16 protein-coding genes are annotated in these 20,052 nt (G+C 33.2%); 14 read left to right on the plus strand and 2 right to left on the minus strand.

The genetic code is table 11. The features are described 5' to 3' along the window. Positions 1-2 precede the first annotated feature (2 nt). The gene (locus DWW96_RS14325) at positions 3-1,160 is read right to left on the minus strand and encodes a restriction endonuclease subunit S (protein ID WP_117908311.1); all 1,158 of its coding nucleotides are present in this window, start codon (positions 1,158-1,160) and stop codon (positions 3-5) included. A 137-nt stretch (positions 1,161-1,297) separates the two neighbouring features. Here DWW96_RS14325 and DWW96_RS13880 point away from each other — a divergent pair, with 137 nt between their 5' ends. The 14 genes from DWW96_RS13880 (at position 1,298) to DWW96_RS00530 (ending at position 18,859) form a co-directional block, all read left to right on the plus strand. Further along, positions 1,298-1,537, plus strand: a complete 240-nt coding sequence (locus tag DWW96_RS13880; protein ID WP_158562613.1) for a hypothetical protein — start codon at positions 1,298-1,300, stop codon at positions 1,535-1,537. Between the two features lie 316 nt (positions 1,538-1,853). Beyond that, positions 1,854-2,711: a hypothetical protein gene (locus tag DWW96_RS14180; protein WP_199522656.1), complete on the plus strand. Its 858-nt coding sequence runs from the start codon at positions 1,854-1,856 to the stop codon at positions 2,709-2,711. Positions 2,712-3,066: 355 nt separating this feature from the next. Next, the gene (locus DWW96_RS00480; RefSeq protein WP_347496320.1) at positions 3,067-4,419 is read left to right on the plus strand and encodes an MATE family efflux transporter; all 1,353 of its coding nucleotides are present in this window, start codon (positions 3,067-3,069) and stop codon (positions 4,417-4,419) included. 138 nt (positions 4,420-4,557) lie between these two features. Beyond that, on the plus strand, positions 4,558-4,719 hold the full coding sequence (locus DWW96_RS13885; RefSeq protein WP_158562614.1) for a hypothetical protein: 162 nt from the start codon (positions 4,558-4,560) through the stop codon (positions 4,717-4,719). A 178-nt stretch (positions 4,720-4,897) separates the two neighbouring features. Beyond that, entirely contained in the window at positions 4,898-5,191 is a 294-nt protein-coding gene (locus DWW96_RS00485; protein ID WP_117908314.1) for a Dabb family protein, read from the plus strand. Between the two features lie 167 nt (positions 5,192-5,358). Beyond that, on the plus strand, positions 5,359-6,594 hold the full coding sequence (locus DWW96_RS00490) for an HD domain-containing protein (protein ID WP_117908316.1): 1,236 nt from the start codon (positions 5,359-5,361) through the stop codon (positions 6,592-6,594). A gap of 339 nt (positions 6,595-6,933) precedes the next feature. Next, the gene (locus tag DWW96_RS00495) at positions 6,934-7,758 is read left to right on the plus strand and encodes an undecaprenyl-diphosphate phosphatase (RefSeq protein ID WP_117908318.1); all 825 of its coding nucleotides are present in this window, start codon (positions 6,934-6,936) and stop codon (positions 7,756-7,758) included. 311 nt (positions 7,759-8,069) lie between these two features. Next, positions 8,070-9,392, plus strand: a complete 1,323-nt coding sequence (locus DWW96_RS00500) for an MATE family efflux transporter (protein ID WP_347496321.1) — start codon at positions 8,070-8,072, stop codon at positions 9,390-9,392. A gap of 191 nt (positions 9,393-9,583) precedes the next feature. Then, positions 9,584-10,033, plus strand: a complete 450-nt coding sequence (locus DWW96_RS00505) for a hypothetical protein (RefSeq protein WP_117908322.1) — start codon at positions 9,584-9,586, stop codon at positions 10,031-10,033. A gap of 667 nt (positions 10,034-10,700) precedes the next feature. Further along, positions 10,701-12,125: an extracellular solute-binding protein gene (locus DWW96_RS00510; protein WP_117908323.1), complete on the plus strand. Its 1,425-nt coding sequence runs from the start codon at positions 10,701-10,703 to the stop codon at positions 12,123-12,125. A 172-nt stretch (positions 12,126-12,297) separates the two neighbouring features. After that, positions 12,298-13,221, plus strand: coding sequence for a sugar ABC transporter permease (locus DWW96_RS00515; protein ID WP_022088830.1), 924 nt, complete (start codon positions 12,298-12,300; stop codon positions 13,219-13,221). A 12-nt stretch (positions 13,222-13,233) separates the two neighbouring features. After that, entirely contained in the window at positions 13,234-14,112 is an 879-nt protein-coding gene (locus DWW96_RS00520) for a carbohydrate ABC transporter permease (protein WP_117908326.1), read from the plus strand. Positions 14,113-14,289: 177 nt separating this feature from the next. Then, positions 14,290-16,605, plus strand: a complete 2,316-nt coding sequence (locus DWW96_RS00525; RefSeq protein WP_117908328.1) for a glycosyl hydrolase family 65 protein — start codon at positions 14,290-14,292, stop codon at positions 16,603-16,605. 67 nt (positions 16,606-16,672) lie between these two features. Beyond that, positions 16,673-18,859 carry a glycosyl hydrolase family 65 protein gene (locus DWW96_RS00530; protein WP_117908330.1) on the plus strand — a complete coding sequence of 729 codons (2,187 nt, stop codon included), beginning with the start codon at positions 16,673-16,675 and terminating at the stop codon, positions 18,857-18,859. Between the two features lie 118 nt (positions 18,860-18,977). On the opposite strand, the gene DWW96_RS00535 is transcribed toward DWW96_RS00530, so the two are convergent. Continuing rightward, entirely contained in the window at positions 18,978-19,997 is a 1,020-nt protein-coding gene (locus DWW96_RS00535) for a LacI family DNA-binding transcriptional regulator (protein ID WP_022088834.1), read from the minus strand. Positions 19,998-20,052 lie beyond the last annotated feature (55 nt).

Consider the following 20,052-nt stretch of genomic DNA (forward strand, 5'->3'; position numbering starts at 1 on the left):
GTCTATAATGCACGCCGATGAAGAGTGATGAGGTGGTCGAGGTTAGAAAAATATTCTCCGATTTTTTCTTGTTCTTCTATATCTTGTGGCATAATCATATCCGTATCTTGAAGAGCTGACTTTGAAATTGAAGTAACTTTTATTCCCTGCATTAATGGTTTTAACTGGTTGTGATATGCAGGAGAATTGATATAGTATCCCAAGAACATCGGACCATATTTTTCCTTCGGGCGACAAGCTATCGTATGAAGTCCTGACAGAAGTTTTAATCCTTCAGAGCCCTGTATTTCTGTACATTTGCCAACAGCCTCATCCTCTGCGGTATCTGCAATTATAATGTCCCCATCTTGCAAAAAAGAGTTCTTAAACTTATCGGCTTTTGCATCATCGGATATATATGGCAACTCTGTTTCGGAAGCATTAATATAATCTCCAAACTTTATCAGCACATCGCCGTAATGAACATTCTTTACTGTACCGCTTTCATAGTTCAATTCTGCCCTTGAAAATGTATTATTCGGTAATCCATCAAAGACTGCAGCAAACTTACACTGTTCCCAAGTTATTAATTTATTATATATTATAAAATACTTACGCTGATGAAGAGTGATGAGGTGGTCGAGGGTGGAAAAATAGGCTCCGATTTGCTGCTGTTCTTCTAATACAGGAGTAGCAATTTGATAACTTGCATATTCCTGAGCATTAACACCCGGCTGTCCGGAACGTTGCGATGTAATTCTAATAAACCTTTCATAATCCGCCGTGAGTGTATTTTGAAAGACAAATTCAGGAGAATATTCATTCTTAACTCGTCCTCGAATCAAGAAACCAGCATAGTACACTAACCCGTCGGATTCCTCGTAAATATAGGTTTTTCCAACACTCGCTCCAGTTCGAGCAAACAAAATATCCCCCTGCTTAAGTTTATAATTTTCTGCACCACTAAAATCAATGTCAGGAGATGTAACATTATTCTGCAAAAACTCATGAGAATTGTCATCTATGTCAGTAATGCGAATATATTTGTTCTCACCATCATAATCAGTAGCCGCAGCATTCAATCCATATTCAAACGAATCACAAATCTCCCCCAACTTACGCTGTTCCCAAGTATTACATATAAAAAATAGAATATAATGATGTAATTTAATAAAAATCAAAATGTGAAAGAAGCTATTTTATAGTTCGATAAAGTAAAAAATAACGGAATCGAGTCCTGAAAAAGGGACAGTGAATATGAGAAAATGGAAGCATAAAAGGAAAAAGAAAAAAATTGCAGCTATAAAGGAGGCAAATTATGGGATTTTGGAACGGAAAAGCGGATGGACCTTTAGATAAGATGTTTGACTTTAACAGAGACGGAAAATTAAATGCTTGGGAAAGAGCAATGGAACTGGGGTTATTAATGGATGATGAAGATGACTACCAGGATGAGGATGATGAATTTGATGATGACGACGATGAAGAAGATGATGAAAGTGAAGAGCTGATGGAAGAAGATTGGGATTCGGATTACGATGAAAGTGATGAGTGGTAGAAGTAATTATAAAAATAAATTGACATAACATTATATATATATAATAAGATTGAGTTAATAATTTCTACTAAAATATGGTAGATAGAACCTTGTAGTTTCGAATAAATATAAAAATTGGTTGCAAAAGTAACTGCTAGTTTGCAAAAGTAGTAGCATGGAAAAACTAGCAGTTTAAATTGCAATTAAATCTTTAAATATTCCCCTACAAGTCCCATCTATTGGACACCAAATATGAGATAATTACCTCAATAAAAGAAAAACATTCTTTTACCACACAATTTGTAAAATATTTATAACACATGATTGGAGGTTAATTATGGGAATTTGGAATGGAAAGGCAGATGGACCGTTAGACAAGTTTTTTGATTTTAATAAAGATGGTAAATTAAATACATTTGAAAGAGGCATGGAATATCGCTTTATGAACGAAACAAGAAATCAGAATAGCCAGAGAAAACAGTATAGAGATTATGAAGATAGTAGTTCCAGATATCATAACAATGAGGAAAACAATGGCAGGACCTACAGCAAGAATAATGATAAGAGTAATAGCAACAACAATAAAACTGACAACAATAATGACAAGAGTAATAGCAACAACAATAAAGTTGACAACAATGACGATAACTATGGCAAACAAAATGGTGGAAGTGATTCAACCATGAAAAACAACAAATCAACTTCAGTTATAAAATTTGTTATATTAATAGTAGCCATATTTGGATTAATATACGGCTTTAAATCAATTTACACTAACATAAAAACATGCGCAGAGCCCGGTTGTAATTTTAATAAAGAAAAAGGATTTGATTATTGCTATCGTCATATGAAAGAGCATGGGCTTGATTATGATTTTTCTGATTTGGAAAATGATACAACAGAAAATGATGAAACCTACGAAGAAGAGACAACCCGTTATGACATCATAAATAATACTCAGAAACCAACTAGCAACAGCAACACATATGAAAGAGAGACAACAAGAAAAACTTATAATTATTCAAATAGCTCTAAAAAACATTATTATTATGATGACTCATACGACGATGGATATGATGATGTAATATCAGATGACGACTATGATTATGACCGCTATGATGAAGATGATGATTATGCAGATGGTGTTGACGATGCAATAGATGAAATGATGGAAGAGGGAGAAGGCGATTGGTAGATTTGAAGAAAGTGCTTAAGCTTTATTGAATTAAATCCCAAGTTTACCCGCTTAATATAGAAACACAAAGTGCTACAACAACACAAAAAATGTCATAAAATTTTGCCATAAAAATCCATAAAATCTTTGCAAATAAATTTCAAATCTATTCCCTCAACACCCATTTTATGCTATAATACTAGTAAGAAATCGAGACAGGCTAGGACGGTGGCTTGCTCATATGGAAACTCAGGATTGCATTGACGAAGGTATGTAATTCTGGGTTTCTTTTTTGACAAAATTTATTAAAAAATTACGGAAAATGGAGTAAGGTCGCAACTTAAATAGTAAATAATTGTGACCGTAAGTTTTGCATATGGATTTGACGCAGGGAAATATAACAGGAAAATTAATTAAATTTGCATTGCCACTTATGTTAGGAAATATACTCCAGCAATGCTATAATATCGCAGACACATTGATTGTAGGTAGATTTGTAGGAAAAGATGCTCTTGCCGCGGTAGGGGCATCTTATACATTGATGATTTTCTTAACATCAATAATATTAGGATTAAGTATGGGAGCCGGCGCTTTTATATCTATGGAATTTGGGAAAAAAGATTATGACCGAATGAAAAATGGAATTGTATTAGCATTTGTGTTAATAGGCGGCATTACTTTGTTAATAACTTTTGTATTTTTCGCGGAAATTAATAATATAATTAAGTTTTTGCAGATTCCAACTGAAATAACGAAGCTTACAAAACAGTATCTTCTTATTATTGGAATTGGAATAATTGCAACATTTTTTTACAATTTTTTTGGAAATGGGCTTAGAGCTATAGGAAATTCAGTAATGCCACTGGTATTCCTTGGGGTTTCAGCGGTTCTTAATATTGTGCTGGACCTTATTTTTATAGTTAAATTCAATCTTGGAGTTGCCGGAGCAGCTGAAGCTACCGTGATTTCACAGTATGTTTCAGGAATGGGAATAACCATCTATGCACTTTTAAAATCTACACATTTTAGAATTAAGCTCAAGCACTTAAAATTTGATATGAATATTGTTAAGGAACTGGCAAATCTTTCTATATTAACAGCTTTGCAACAGTCGGTTATGAATTTTGGAATCTTACTTGTGCAGGGATTGGTAAATAGTTTCGGAACGATAGTTATGGCGGCATTTGCGGCAGCAGTAAAAATAGATACTTTAGCATATTCACCGGTACAGGATTTTGGCAATGCAGTATCAACTTTTGTTGCGCAAAATTATGGAGCAGGTAAACACAGAAGAATAAAGGATGGCTGGAAGCAGTCTATGATTGCAGCATCTGTTTTTTGTGTGTGCGTGAGTGCAGTAGTGTTTATATTTGCTGAAAAATTTATGGGCCTGTTTGTGTCTGATGGAACTGAAATTATAAAAGTGGGAGCAGGATATTTAAGAATTGAAGGAAGTTTTTATATTGGAATTGGCATATTATTTTTGCTTTATGGATTTTACAGGGCAGTTGGAAAACCGGAAATGTCCTTGATTCTTACAATCATTTCACTTGGAACAAGAGTTGTGCTTGCATATGCATTATCAGCGATTCCAAAGATTGGTGTTATTGGAATATGGATATCTGTACCTATAGGATGGTTTTTGGCTGATATGACAGGGCTTTTATATATGAAAAAATTACCACTGTTAAAAAGTAGATTTAGAAAGAAATATGACTTGCATATATGAAATATTATCGAAATATATGAAAAATAACCAAAAACTCAATTGACAATTTGGCTATTTATACTATACTTAGATTGTTGTAAGGGATTTAAGGGGTAGATTCTAATGCAATTATTGGTTGAGGTGAGAAAGGATGGGAGTATGGCTAAAACACTTACGGAAAAATTTGAAAGCGAAAGAAAAGAATGCGTAACATCTGAAGATTTTTTAAGATTAATTAACAGATGGAGAAACATTCAGGGAGAGAATGTAGCAGGAGTTGAGTACTCAAGAAAAGCAATGCAATGTCTGAAGAAATGTTAGTTTACATTTTTTGAGGCATTTAAACTACTAGTTGATATCGCGGAGAATATTAATATGTCGCTTAATATTACATAAAATGTTTAAAGTCATCTTATTATTGATAAATAAGAGGGCTTTTTTTATTGATATAATTTGATAAAATAAAAGCATAGATTATAGCAGAGAAGGAGACGGGATAATGATTAAACATTTTGTTATATTTACATTTGAAAAAGATTTTTTTAAAGAAGAACATTACAAAGAATATTGTGAGGCATTTGCCAAAATAAAGAATGCATTTGATGGAATAAAGGATGTAAAGATTCATAAAAATTGCGTGGACCGTCCGGCAAATATGGACCTTATGATTGAGATGGATTTGGAAGACGAAAGCGTTCTTGGACAATATTTAAGTTATCCTGAGCATGTGAGAATGGGTGAAAAATATAATCCACATGTAACAAATAGGGTTTCATTTGATTATAAAATGTAATTTGATATGTATCAGGCGGATATTTATTAAGAGCGAAAGAACGATGGAATATTAGCCATGAGTTTTTTAGCTGTATCAGACAGATATAAAATAAGAGCGAAAGTTATATTTATGTCATGTGGGAAAAATAAATTGCCACGGAATTATGGATTTTGATGGGAGGTAAAATGGAGTTAAGGAAGGAACAATCAAACGAAAATTTAAAATATGACCAGTTAAGTATAGAATTGCAGGAACGAATTAAAGACGACAGAAAGCAGGGAAAAATTAATCCTTACAGATGCAATGATGATATGGTAATCAGAAGAAATATGGAACACGACAAGCCTAATTTATGGCGACCGGCATTTGTGCGTGATATTGAGAAAATTATTCATTTGCCATATTACAATCGTTATGCGGATAAAACGCAGGTGTTTTCATTTTACAGTAATGATGATATTACAAGAAGAGCTTTGCATGTTCAGCTTGTGTCAAGAATTGCGAGAAATATAGGCGCGGTGCTTGGACTTAATCTTGATTTAATTGAAGCCATTTCTTTGGGACACGATATTGGGCATACACCATTTGGCCACGCAGGCGAAAGATTTTTAAGCGAATTACTTCAGAATGAAACCGGACGTTTTTTTAATCATAACGTACAGAGTGTAAGGGTTCTTGAAAATATGTTTGCGAGAAATGTGTCACTTCAGACTTTAGACGGAATTCTATGCCATAACGGTGAATTTGAGCAACAGGAATATCGTCCGCACTTTGGAAAAACATTTGTCGAATATGATAGGGAAGTAGAGGACAGTTATGTAATCGGTCACGATGCGATTTCACGTCTTGTACCGCTTACACTTGAGGCATGTGTGGTAAGAATATGTGATATTGTTGCATATCTTGGAAAGGACAGACAGGATGCAAGAATTGCAAAAATAATCGATAAAAATTATCAATTTAAGACAAATAAAATAGGCGCGGAAAATGCCGCAATAATTAATAATATGACTGTTGATATTTTGGAAAACAGCTACGGAAAAGATTACATATTGTTAAGCAAATCTGTATATAATGATTTGAAAACTGCAAAAAGAGAAAATTACGAAGTTATATATAACAACAAGAAACTTGAAGAGCAGTACAATGAAATTATTAAACCAATGTTTAAGGAAATGTATTATAAATTATTGGATGATGTTCATAACAAGAGCACAGATTCAATAATTTACAAGCACCATATTAAGTTCATAAATGAAAATTTAAAGTACTATAAGCATAAAAATTATCTTGATGAAGAGGAAAATCAGATTGTTGTAGATTTTATTGCCAGCATGACTGACGATTATTTTATAGAACTGCATAAATATTTGTTCCCTGACAGCAAGTATAAAATAGAATACAAGAGCTATTTCCAGTAAACAAAAGAATATTTATTACAAACATAGACTTCCGGAAAAATAATTGATTGGTTAAACGTGGATTACCCATTAGATACTTTGTTTATCAAACACAGAATATCCGATAGATAGAAAGGTTACTTTCAATAAATAAAAATTATTAAGAAAAAATTTACTTTTATTAGAAACACTGCTGTACTATAATGAAGAAGTTGTGTGAAAAGATAATTAAAAAATACCTACAGATTTATTTAGCCTGATTTAAATAGAGGAAATATTTTATTTAAAAAATGCCTTCGTGAACTGTAGGTATAAAATCTTTTTTCAAATTAACAAGTAAATAAAATTGGAGGACTTTATATGTTGGAGTTTATTGAATGGCTTAAAGTTGTTTTCTTAGGAATTGTAGAAGGAATTACGGAATGGCTTCCTATCAGCAGTACAGGTCATATGCTTTTGGTAGATGAGTTTATCAAGTTAAATGTAAGTGATGCATTTAAGGAAATGTTTTTTGTAGTTATTCAGTTGGGAGCAATTTTAGCGGTTGTAGTAATTTTTTGGAATAAAATGTGGCCTTTTCAAATGCCAAAAGAATCTCAATCTATAATTAAAAAAGACAGATTCTCATTATGGTTTAAGGTAGTTGTTTCATGTATTCCGGGTGCAGCGGTTACATTGTTGTTTGATGATTATGTTGAAGCACATTTTCATACACCTGTAGTAATTGCAATTGCATTAATTTTCTATGGTATAGCATTTATCATTATTGAAAATAAAAACAAAAATAAAGTTGCAAGAATTAATACATTAGAAGAAATAAGTTACAAGGATGCATTTTTAATCGGTGTATTTCAGGTGCTTTCAATTGTTCCCGGAACATCCCGTTCAGGCTCAACAATCATCGGTGGTTTGTTGATGGGAATATCAAGAGTTGCTATAGCGGAATTTACATTTTTTATGGCAGTGCCTGTAATGTTTGGCTTAAGTGCAATCAAAATAATAAAATTTGGATTTAACTTTACACACACTGAGCTTGCAATTCTCATATGGGGAATGGTAATAGCGTTCGCAGTATCAATCATTGTAATCAAATTTTTAATGAGTTACATAAAGAAACATGATTTCAAGATATTTGGCTGGTACAGAATCATATTGGGTATAGTAGTGCTTGCATATTTTTTATAAAATATCTACATAGAAATATTTGTTTTATAATAAATTTTGCACTTTTGTCCTGAGATTGAAAATGATTAGAAGTTAATGACTATAGATTTGAAGCATATTTAATGCCGGAGTCATAAATAGTTTATGGATAAAAGAATCTTGACATAACAAATAAACAATATTAATATATCAAAGGATTAAAACCTTTAAGGGGTGGATTTTTAGAGAGAAATCTTTTTTCGCCACACAATTACAGAAGTAGTTGTGTGGCTTTATTATTGTTATAAACAATTAGCAAAAAAGAAAGGTAGGATAAAATGGATCAGAGTTTTATGAAAGAAAAGAAAATTTTGCCATTAGTATTGTCGATGTCGCTGCCTATGGTTATTTCAATGGCAGTAAACTCGATGTATAACATAGTAGACAGTTTCTTTGTGGCAAAATTAAGCGAGAATGCGATGACATCATTGGCACTTGTATACCCTGTTCAGAACATAATAACATCAATTGGTGTCGGTATAGGAATTGGAATAAATTCGACAGTTGCGTATTATCTTGGAGCAGAGGATAAAAAAATGGCAAATAAAGCAACTACACAAGGTGTTGTCTTGAACTTTATACATGGATTGCTATTGACAATTTTATGTACAGCGTTTATGCCAACGTTTTTAAAGATGTTTACAAATAATCAAAATATAATTTCCATGTCATTAGAGTATGCAAACATAGTATTCATGTTTAGTGTGGCAAGCACTGTAGGTATTACATTGGAAAAGATTTTTCAGGCTGTGGGACAAATGAAAGTTTCCATGTTTAGTATGATTTGCGGATTTGCAACAAATATAATTCTGGACCCACTAATGATTTTTGGAATTGGTCCGTTTCCTAAAATGGGGATTTCAGGTGCAGCCTATGCGACAGGAATAGGACAGGTTATTTCGATGTTAGTTTATATAATTGTATATTTTGCGAGACCAATTCCTGTAAAAATAGAAAGAAAATCATTAAAGCCTGATTTTAAATTGTTAAAGAGATTATATGGAATAGGAATTCCGGCAACATTAAATATGGCATTACCGTCATTTTTAATATCTGCGTTAAACGGAATCCTCGCAGAATTTTCAGACAAATATGTACTTGTACTTGGGGTTTATTATAAACTTCAGACATTTATCTATCTTAGTGCAAATGGAATTATACAGGGAATCAGACCGCTTGTTGGATACAATTATGGAGCGGGAGAACACAAACGTGTTGAAAAAATTTATCATACAACATTAAAATTAACAGTATTAATAATGGCACTTGGTATGACACTTTCATGGATTATTCCGTCACAGCTTATAGGATTGTTTACTGCAAATCCTGAAACAATTAAAATTGGTGTTACGGCACTTCATATAATAAGTTTTGGATTTATAATTTCTGCAGTATCAGTTACATCCAGTGGAGCATTAGAAGGTTTAGGAATGGGAAATCCATCATTGATGATATCCCTTCTTCGTTATGTGATAGTGATTATTCCGACTGCATTCGTTTTGAGCCGATTCATGGGAGCAACCGGTGTGTGGATGGCATTTGCCGTCGCAGAATTTGTGACAGGTATAATTTCATATTTCATTTATCAGAAATATGCTAAGAAAACTATTGAATAGATATACAATGATAGAATATGCGGTTATGAAATTAGATATTTAGATGCAAATCGAATTTGATAATTTGAGATTAGAAAAATTAGAAGGTGAAAAATCTAACAAGTATAGACAATAATTAGCCAAGAAAATTCAATTATTTTGCAAAGCATTATAGTATAATGTGTTCATATATTTTATAAAGGGGGTTAAAAATGAATAGAAAAAGAATAATTGCTTCAACAATTACTATTTTAATAATTTCAGGATTGCTTGTTGGATGCAATGAACCAAAGAATAAAATGAAGATGAGTAACGTAAGATATATGGAAGACGATGAAAGTCAGAATGAAATAAGGACATTAAAGAAATGGCCGGATAATAGCTTTACAGAAGGTTTTCCGGAACTCAATAATGCAGACTCATATTCTTATACGGAAGATAAAGAGAATAAAATGTATTCACTGTTTATAGATGGTATAAGCAAGAAAGAGATTGAAGAGTACATAGAAAAATTACAAAGTTCCGGAGTCGAAACTGTAGGATATATTCATGATGATAAAAATAAATATGAAATGATAGAATACACGGGAACAAAGGATAATGTTTCAATATCAATCTCATTTTCTGATAATGGATGTGTAATTGGTTTTATGGAACAGTAATGCAACATAATGATGCCAGGATAAAAAGACCTAAGAACACATGAACTTGCTCATAAATGGGTGAAAGACTTTGGAACTCGTCACGATATGAAAATCAAAGTTGTGGCTTTTGACCACAACATCATAAAATATAAAATTTATAAAGAGTTAAAAAATTACCTTAAGAAAAAGTATTTGAGCTTAGTCTTAAGGTAAATTTTTTGTTATGGAATTATAAAAGTAAAATAACATTAAAATATAAATATAATATTTGAAACCAGACCAAGATTAATCTCAAGGTTTAAATATCAGGAGCCAAAAAGTTTATCAAAGATAATACTTAAGTATAATATTTAAAATAAAATCTCAACCCTTAACATCCATAATTGTTAATTAATAAACAAAGATAATATGCTAATTGTGCAAAATTACTAAAACAAGAAACGTTTTTATAAAAAAATAGGGCATAAATATTAGTAAATATGCTTTGAATGTAAATATTGACAAATAAAATAAACAATGTTATTATTAGTTTAACGTTAAACGGTATAACAAACTTACAAAGAAGTTGAATATTCTTTTGATTGGGGAATTTATAGAAGGTACGTAGGTATATTATGTTCTTAATTAAGTTTAACGTTAAACTTAACGTAATATATTATTATATAATGTAGAAGGGAGTATTTATATGAGAAAGAAACAGTTACTTAGTTTGGCATTAATTGCCGCGTTGACAACAACAATGTTTGCAGGATGTGGAAGTTCAGGAGACAAGGATTCAGCCAAGAAAAAGGCAGAGAAAGAGGGAAAGACAGTTCTCTCATTAGGAATCTGGCCATCAGCGGATTTGGTTGATGATGTTAAGAACTTTGAAAAGTATGCTAAGACAATGAATGAACAGCATAGCGATGTATATGTTGAACCGGCAAGTTATACATATGCAACAGATACATTCGTATCATTAGCAGAATCAGGAAACTGTCCTACAATTTTTCAAACATGGTTTACAGAACCAAAGAAGTTAATTAAACAGGGGTTGGTAGCAGATGTTACTGATATTCTTAAAGAAAGAGGATGGATTGATGATATGAGTCCATCAGTATTATCTCTTATGTCAGATGAAAATGGTCACGTATATGGTGTTCCAAGAGATGCTTATGCATTAGGACTTATGTGTAATGTAGAATTATTTGAAGAAGCAGGACTTGTCGATGACAATGGTATTCCAAAGTTCCCACAGACATGGGATGAACTTGCTAAGGATGCTAAAATTATTAAAGATAAGACAGGAGCTGCAGGCCTTTGCTTATTGGCAAAAGATAATTCAGGCGGATGGCATTTTTCTAATATTGCATGGTGCTTTGGCGCTACATTGTGTACAGATAATGGCGACGGAACATACACTTCACACTTAGATTCAACAGAAGCTGTTGCAGCTATGGAATATGTATATGATTTGAAATGGAAATATGATGTTTTAACAGCTGATCCAACAGCAGAAGATTGGGCATCAGGATTCCAGCAGTTAGGAACAGGTGCAGCAGCAATGTACATCGCAGCTAATGATGCAGTTGCACAACCAACACAGGTTAACGGATTGCCAACAGATAAGTTGGCAATGGGAGCAATTCCAGCCGGACCTAATGGTGATCAGTATTCATTAACAGGTGGTACACCTTATATGTTCTCTAAGGATGCAACAAAAGAAGAAATTAATGCAGCTTTAGATTTCCTTGAAATTATGGGTAAATCTCCTGTAGTTAATGATACAAGTATTGAAGGTAAACAGGCAGATGCAGCTAACCGTGTATCAAACGGAGTTCCTGTAATTAAATCATTCCCATGCTGGATTAATCAGGATTATGTAGATGCTGAACAGAAGGTTATTGATGAATACAAGAACGTTGACTCAGCGCTTTATGATTCATATTTCGAAAAGACTGGAGCTGAAGGTAACTTAAGAGCGGAAGAACCGGGAGATACACAGTCAATGTACAAGGAACTCACAAAAGTTCTTCAGGAAGTTGTTACAAAGAAAGATTGTAATGTAGAAGAACTTATGAAGACAGCAAATGAAAATTATCAGAAAGTTTTAGACAAATTAAACAAATAGAATATTACCAAGGAAGGGTGGGCGACTAGTCCGGTTGCCTGCCCTTTTTCTAAAAACAGGAGAAGGTTTTACTATAAAATTAAGGAAACAGAATTGTTTTCTACAAATGTTTCAGAAAATTAGCTACTGACTAAAGGTGAGGGCAATACATATTATGTGAGGAGGTTTCCAGGTGAAAAGTAAACAACAAGTTCAAACAAAACAAACAAATTATAAACCTAAAAAACATAAATTTTCTAAGAGAGATTTACTGGGATGGTGCGTAATGCTCCCATCAATATTGTTATTCACATTCTTTGTTTGGGAACCGCTACTTGAAAGCGTGAGATTATCGCTATTTTCAGCAAAGGGAGTTCAGCTCCAGGAGTTTGTTGGGTTAGACAATTATATAACAGTAATTAATAACGTTAGTTTTAAAGCAGCGTTTCTAAACACATTTAAGTACATAGGATGGTCCTTGATTATAGGATTTTTTGTACCGATTATTTTGGCAATATTCATCAGTGAGACCGTTAGAGGAAAGAGCTTTTTCAGATTTGCAGTTTATTTTCCAAATATGATTCCGGGAATGGCTGTTTCACTTCTTTGGGTTTATTTCTTCAAACCGGGTCCTACAGGTGTTTTAAATATTTTACTATCTAAATGTGGTATAGAGCCACAGGTATGGTTAAACAATGCAGCGTTGGTTATCCCGTTGATTATTATAGCAATGACATGGAAAAGTGCAGGCTCCACATCCCTTATTTATATGGCGGGAATAAGTGGAATTAATCCGGAATATTACGAGGCTGCTGCAATTGATGGAGCGGGTGTATTCCAAAGAATTTTCCATGTAACTCTTCCTTGCATCTTAAGCTTAGGAAAGACAATGCTTATTCTTCAGGTTATTTCCGTATTCCAGATTTTATATGAACCATTAGTTTTGACAAATGGTGGACCAAATAATGCAAGTTTATCAATAATGCTTTTGGTTTACCAGTATGCGTTTACTGAATTTAATTATCCATGCGCAGCAGCGTTGTCAGTAATGATTTGTATAGTATTAATTTTGTTGAGTGGATTATATATGTACTTAACAAGAAAGAAAGATGATTAGGAGGAAAGGCTGATGTATTTTAATAAGTATGCAGACAAAACAGACGGTGCCATCAGAGGGTTTGACGTCAAGTCGACAAAAGTAAAAATAATCTGCCTATTCTTCGTGGCAGTATGTATTTTATTTGCAATAATTGCAATGTTCCCTGCAATATGGGTATTTTTATCAGGATTTAAAGATTTAAAAGAGTTAACAAGAGAAGCAACATTGTTCCCTAAATCGTTTAATTTTTCAGGATTTAAGGAAACATGGGATAAATTGAATTTCGGATTGTATTACAAGAACTCATTTATCATGGTTATCGGTTCAGTTATATGTGCAATTATTTTTAATGGAATTTTAGCATATGGACTTGCCATTTTAAAACCAAAGGGATATCAGATTGTAAATGGTCTTGTAATGTGGAGCCTCTTGATTCCTGCAACAACAAGTGTAGTTGCTTTGTTTGTAAATATTAACAGAATTGGTTTAAATAAATCATTTATTCCATTGTGGCTTGCATATGGAGCAAATGCCTTTTGGGTAGTTTTATTCAAAGAATTCTTTGAAGGGCTTCCACCTGAACTTATTGAGGCTGCAAGATTAGATGGATGTAATGTAGTACAGGTATTTTACAAAATTGTATTACCTTTATCAAAGCCAATCATCATGGTAATCGTAATTTTTGCGGTTACGGCAGCGTGGTCAGATTTCCTTCTTCCATATTTGATTTTAAATGGATCAGGAAAAGAAACAGTTATGGTTAAGTTGTATACATATTCAACTTCAAGAACAACAGCGATAGATATGATTAGAGCAATCTTCTTCTCGCTGATTCCACCTACAATTCTGTTCTCTATATTCCAGAAACAGATTACAGATGGTGCAGCCGGTGGGGCTGTAAAGGGTTAAGATATTTGGATACTAACATCCCCTTACGTTAGTAAAAAATATATTTGATAAAGATTATTTCTGTATAAAACTGACAGTAATAATCTGAAAATGATGTGTGCTGTCGGCAATTTCCTCCGTGGTTTAGAAAGACCATGTTTCTCATATTGTCGACAGCAGAAAAGATGGAGAAGAATTATGGCGAAAATAGCAGATAAATATTTTAAAGTGGATTCTTGGAAAATAATTGAAGAGGGTTTTAATCCGGATTACGGAGAAGTATCAGAATCTATATTTTCATTAGGAAATGAATATATGGGAGTTAGAGGATATTTTGAAGAAGGATATAATGGACCAAAGTTAATCGGAAGTTATTTTAATGGAATATATGAAAGAACAAAACCGGATTACGGACATTATAAAGGTATTGTAGATTTTACTGAATATATGGTTAATTCCGTTGACTGGTTATATACAAGAATATGTGTTGATGGGGAAGAATTAGAAATTTCCAAAGCAGATATTTCAGAATTTGTTCGTGAATTAGATATGCGAAACGGAGTATTAACCCGTTCATTTATATGGAACTTATCAAATGGTAAAAAGTTAAAAATTTCTTTTGAAAGAATTCTTTCGATGACTGATGTACAGGTTGGCGCTCAGAAAGTTAAGCTTACTGCTTTGAACTTTGATGGAGATGTAGAAATAAAGTCAGGACTTGATTTTTCGAACCCGCATTGCATGCAGAAAATGAACATGTGGGAAATAAAAGACATATTACATAAGTCAGGAAAGAATGCATTTGCCGGAATAGAAGGTGAAACACTTCATACACAGCAAAGAGTATTTAGCGCATGTGCAATAAAAGCGGATGTGAATGAGTTTTACAATGTTAAGGAAGAAAAAAAGGCAGTTGTTAAATTTAATCTTTCATTAAAACAGAATGAAGAAAAAATATTTGAAAAGATAGTTAAGAATTTTACATTAAAGGAAGAAAAAGAAGAAAATAAATTCCGTGAAGATGTAAAGGCAGTATATGAAGAATTTGAAACAGGAAAAGAAAATGACATAAGTTCTATGTCATTTGAACAGATAAAAGAGGACAGCACTAAGTGGTGGAAAGAAATCTGGGAAACATCTGATGTCACAATAGACGGAGATGAAGAAAATCAGCAGGGAATCAGATTCTGCATTTTTCAATTGTTCCAGACTTATCACGGTGCTGTAAAAGGTACAAATATTGGTGCAAAAGGATTGACAGGCGAAGCATACAATGGAAATGCTTTCTGGGATACAGAAACATACTGCTTACCTTTCTTCCTTTTCAATAATAAGGAAGCAGCTCAGAATCTTCTTTATTTCAGATATAAAACTTTAGATGAAGCAAGAGAAAGAGCAAAGGCATTAGATTGTGAAGGCGCATTTTATCCAATAGCGACAATAAGCGGTAGGGAATGTTGTAATTTATGGCAGCATGCAAGTTTACAGCTTCAGGCATCTACAGCAGTTGCGTATGGTATTTGGTTCTATGAAAAACTGTATCATGATGAAGAGTTTATGACACAGTATGGATTAGAAATGTTAATTGAAATATCGAGAATGTTAGTTACCCGTGGTGATTTCTCGCAGGATGGCCAATATGGTTATTACTGCGTAATGGGACCTGATGAATTCCAGATGATGGTTCATAACAACTGTTATACGAACTTCATGGGTAAATTCACATTAGATTTTACACTCAAAGTAATTGAAGATATTAAGAAAAATGATAAGAAGGCTTATGACGAAATAGTTGGAAAAATTAACTTCGATGAGTCAGAAATGGACAAATGGAAAAAAGTTAGTGAATGTATGTACATTCCATACTATGAAGATAGTCTTTTGTACGAACAGCATGAAGGATTCTTTAAACTTCCCCATTTAGATATTGATTCAATTCCAATTGAAGATTTCCCACTATATAATCATTGGTCTTATGACAGGATATATAGAAATGACATGATTAAACAACCGGATGTTTTGATGTTTATGTTGTTATTTAATTCTCATTTTACAGAGGAACAGTTAAAGGCAAATTATGAATATTACGAACCTAGATGTATACATGAAAGTTCATTGTCACCTTCAGTACATTCAATTTTAGCATCACAACTTCATAAAAAAGATGAAGCATATGATTTCTTTGGATTTGCTACAAGAATGGACTTGGATAACTATAACAGAAATACAAGAGAAGGTATACATACAACAAGTATTGCAGCAGCATGGATGAATATTATTTATGGGTTTGGCGGACTTAGAACAGATGGAGATATTATTCATATTACACCTTCAATTCCGCAAAACTGGAATAAATATACTTTCAAAATTCATTATATGGGAGAAGTTATTGAAGTGAAAGTTACAAAGAATAAAGTGGAAATCAGTACTAAATATGGCAAAAATATTTTAGTTCAGGTTTATGACGAAAAAATTGAACTTGGAAAAGAAGCATATATTTGTGACGTCAAATAAAAATAAATTTAATGCCGGGGCAGAATACAAAGTGTTTTGTCCCCGGACAAAAATGGGAGGTAAATAAATGAATTGGGAGTTGACAGAAAACGGGTTTAATTCAGAAAAGATTGATCATTTAGGAAATAAATTTCTGACAGGTAATGGATATATGGGAATTAGAGGCACTCTCGATGAATTTGATTCCCGGGATTTAGTAGCTGTTAATTTGGCAGGAATTTATGATCAGGTAGGTAATAGCTGGAGAGAACCGTTGAATGCTCCAAATGGTTTTTACAGTTATCTGATTGTTGATGGAAATGTTTTAAAGGTTCAGGATAATGCGCCTAAAGAACATTTTATAAAATTAGATTACAGACATGGAATATTTAAAAGACATACAGAGTGGACAACGAAGAGAGGAAACATTGTACTTGAATCAGAGCGCTTTGTAAGTATGGATGATGTTCATATTGGAGTAGAGAAATACAAAATTACGGCGGATTTTCATGCAGACATTAATTTTTTAACAGGAATTGATGGCGATGTATGGGACATTAATGGACCGCATTATGATGAAATTATTATGGATGAAGATGACTGTATAAGCATAGTTGGAATATCTCATGAAAAGAAATATCATGTGGCGGTAAGTGTAAGTGAAGATGAAAATTTTCCATGTGAAAAGAAGATAATATTAAAAAAAGAGGACAAAAAGATAATAAAATCATTAAATTTTGTCTCAGATATTAATAAGTGTTACGAAATTCACAGATTTATGGCAATTTATACATCAAAAGATTGTGAGAATCCTTTAGATAATGCAAAAGAAACGGCTATAAATATTAGAAATAAAGGATATTACGAATTGCGCGATGAACATTGTAAATGCTGGGAAAGCATTTGGGACAATTCAGAAGTGGAAATTGAAGGCGATGATGATGCGATGGAAGCATTGAATTATTCCTGCTATCATTTGAATAGCATTTCGCCAAGACATGCAGACAGTCTTTCCATTGCAGCCAGAGGTTTATCGGGACAGACGTATAAAGGTGCTGTTTTCTGGGATACGGAAATGTTTATTTTAGACTTTTTACTTATGACAAACCCAAAAGTAGCAAGAAATGTAATGAAATATAGAATTGATACTTTAGATGGTGCAAAGGAAAAAGCAAAAAGTTATGGCTATGATGGTGCATTTTATGCATGGGAAAGTCAGGAAGGCGGATTTGACGCCTGCTCAGATTATAATGTTACAGACGTTTTTACAAAAAGACCGATGCGAACATATTTTAAAGATAAACAGATTCATATTTCAGCAGCTATTGTATATGGAATTGGCAGATACATAGACCTTACAGGTGATATGACAATTTTATCTGAAGGTGGAGCCAAAACAATAATAGAATGTGCAAAATTTTATTATGATTTACTTCTTAAAAAAGTGTCAGGCGGATATTATGAACTTCATGATGTTATAGGACCTGATGAATACCATGAAAGAGTTAATAATAACGGTTATACAAACCGAATGGCAAAATATACATTTGAACAGGCTGTTAAAGTAATTGATTCAATTGATGAATTAAACGAACAGTATGCAATAAAGTTGTGTAAAGAATATAACTTAAAACAATTAAAAGAAAAATTTGAAATGGCTGAGCGTAATATTTATATTCCACAGCCAAATGAAAATGGAATCATTCCACAGTTTGACGGTTATTTTGATTTAGAAGATGTAAGCGTAAATACTGTAAGAAGCAGACTCTTAGACCCTAAGGAATATTGGGGAGGAGCAAATGGAGTTGCAGCACATACACAGGTTATAAAACAGGCAGACGTAGTAACATGGCTTACAATGTTTCCGGATGATGTAAGTGATGAAATAAAACTCAAAAACTGGCAGTATTATGAACCGAGAACAGAACATGGTTCATCATTGAGTGCATGTATGTATGCTTTGTTAGCCTGCAAGTGTGGAATGAAAGAAAAAGCCTATCCGCTATTTATGAAATCAGCTTCGGCAGATTTGAATGAAGGTGGAAAGGAATGGGCAGGACTTGTCTACATCGGAGGAACACATCCGGCGGCAGAAGGTGGAGCCTATATGGTGGCAATAAAAGGATTTGCGGGAATTTATTTTGAAGATGGAAAAATTAAAGCAAAACCTGATTTGCCAAAAGCATGGAAAAAAATGAGATTTCATATTTGTTATAGAAACAAAAAATACAAAATTGAAATAGAAGACAATAACGCAAATATTGTGGAAATATAGGAAATGAATACAAAGCAAAACAGTGCAAGTGTAGAATTTAAAATTTATATGACAATATAAGTAGCATTTATAAGATTGTTAGGATTCATTTGAAATCTCCTTAAATAAGAAAGAAGCGTTAGAAAATACTTCTAACGCTTTCTCTTTCTACAATAGAAGTTGGAAGTGATACTTCGCATGGATTAGGCATTCTGTGTTCTAACAATTCCAACATAAATTTAACGGCTGTACGACCTTTAAGGTCCATATCCTGATGAACAGTGGTAAGAGCCGGAGTTGTAATGTTACATATATTTAAATCGTCGAATCCTACTATTGATATATCTTCAGGAATACGAACACCTTCTTTATGAAGGTTAGCCATAATATTTCCTGCAAGAAAATCGGCAGTAGTAACGAGTCCTGTTATTTCAGGATGAGAAGATAAATATTTAGCGATATGTTTTGTATTTTCAAGGTCCATACCACATTCAAAAACAAGGGAATCATCAAATGGAATACCGGCTTCTGTAAGGGCAGCCTTATATCCGAGGAAACGCTCCATTAAAACGCCACCTTCTTTTATGTGAAGAGAGGCAAATGCAATTTTACGATGACCTTTGCTGATTAAATACTTGGTTGACTGGTTGCTTCCACCAAAATCTTCTAATCCGACATTACAAATGTTCTTTTCATGAACGTAACTGTCAACGAGAACGATAGGAAGCTTTTTAGCACAACTTGCAATGGCTTCAAAAAAGTCATCGCGGAAGATACCTGCTAAAAACAAACCGTCAAGATCCCATGTTTTTAAGAAAGCTTTAAACTGTTCAGGCGTCTCAACAGTACGCAACATTAAAAAATAACCATTTTCACGAAGAACCTGTTCGAGAATTCCGATAAATCGGGAAAGAAAAGGGTCTTCCATGAAATTTGAGTCTTTATTAGTAACAATATGGTTTACGAAACCAATAACTTTTGATGAACGTGAAACCAATGATCTGGCAGACATATTAGGTACATAACCTAAATCATCAATTGCTTTATTAATTTTAGCGACGGTTTCAGCAGAAACGCGACCGGTTTTTCCATTGATAACATTGGAAACGGTTGTTGCACTTACGCCTGTAGCCGAAGCAATATCTTTAATAGTAACCATATAATAAATCCTTTCTGTTTTTAGAATAGGTAAAACGTAAAACCTATATAGAAAT

The organism is Eubacterium sp. AF17-7, from assembly GCF_003461285.1.
In the GTDB taxonomy this organism is placed as follows: Bacteria; Bacillota; Clostridia; order Lachnospirales; family Lachnospiraceae; genus Eubacterium_U; species Eubacterium_U album.

What these genes read in the sequence shown, in the direction of transcription:
- DWW96_RS00530 (WP_117908330.1), top strand. Translation starts at nt 16,673, where the DNA reads ATGAATTGGGAGTTGACAGAAAACGGGTTTAATTCAGAAAAGATTGAT.
- DWW96_RS00495 (WP_117908318.1), top strand. Translation starts at nt 6,934, where the DNA reads ATGTTGGAGTTTATTGAATGGCTTAAAGTTGTTTTCTTAGGAATTGTA.
- DWW96_RS00480 (WP_347496320.1), top strand. Translation starts at nt 3,067, where the DNA reads ATGGATTTGACGCAGGGAAATATAACAGGAAAATTAATTAAATTTGCA.
- DWW96_RS00490 (WP_117908316.1), top strand. Translation starts at nt 5,359, where the DNA reads ATGGAGTTAAGGAAGGAACAATCAAACGAAAATTTAAAATATGACCAG.
- DWW96_RS00510 (WP_117908323.1), top strand. Translation starts at nt 10,701, where the DNA reads ATGAGAAAGAAACAGTTACTTAGTTTGGCATTAATTGCCGCGTTGACA.
- DWW96_RS00505 (WP_117908322.1), top strand. Translation starts at nt 9,584, where the DNA reads ATGAATAGAAAAAGAATAATTGCTTCAACAATTACTATTTTAATAATT.
- DWW96_RS00535 (WP_022088834.1), bottom strand. Translation starts at nt 19,997, where the DNA reads ATGGTTACTATTAAAGATATTGCTTCGGCTACAGGCGTAAGTGCAACA.
- DWW96_RS00520 (WP_117908326.1), top strand. Translation starts at nt 13,234, where the DNA reads ATGTATTTTAATAAGTATGCAGACAAAACAGACGGTGCCATCAGAGGG.
- DWW96_RS14180 (WP_199522656.1), top strand. Translation starts at nt 1,854, where the DNA reads ATGGGAATTTGGAATGGAAAGGCAGATGGACCGTTAGACAAGTTTTTT.
- DWW96_RS00525 (WP_117908328.1), top strand. Translation starts at nt 14,290, where the DNA reads ATGGCGAAAATAGCAGATAAATATTTTAAAGTGGATTCTTGGAAAATA.
- DWW96_RS13880 (WP_158562613.1), top strand. Translation starts at nt 1,298, where the DNA reads ATGGGATTTTGGAACGGAAAAGCGGATGGACCTTTAGATAAGATGTTT.
- DWW96_RS00485 (WP_117908314.1), top strand. Translation starts at nt 4,898, where the DNA reads ATGATTAAACATTTTGTTATATTTACATTTGAAAAAGATTTTTTTAAA.
- DWW96_RS13885 (WP_158562614.1), top strand. Translation starts at nt 4,558, where the DNA reads ATGGCTAAAACACTTACGGAAAAATTTGAAAGCGAAAGAAAAGAATGC.
- DWW96_RS00500 (WP_347496321.1), top strand. Translation starts at nt 8,070, where the DNA reads ATGAAAGAAAAGAAAATTTTGCCATTAGTATTGTCGATGTCGCTGCCT.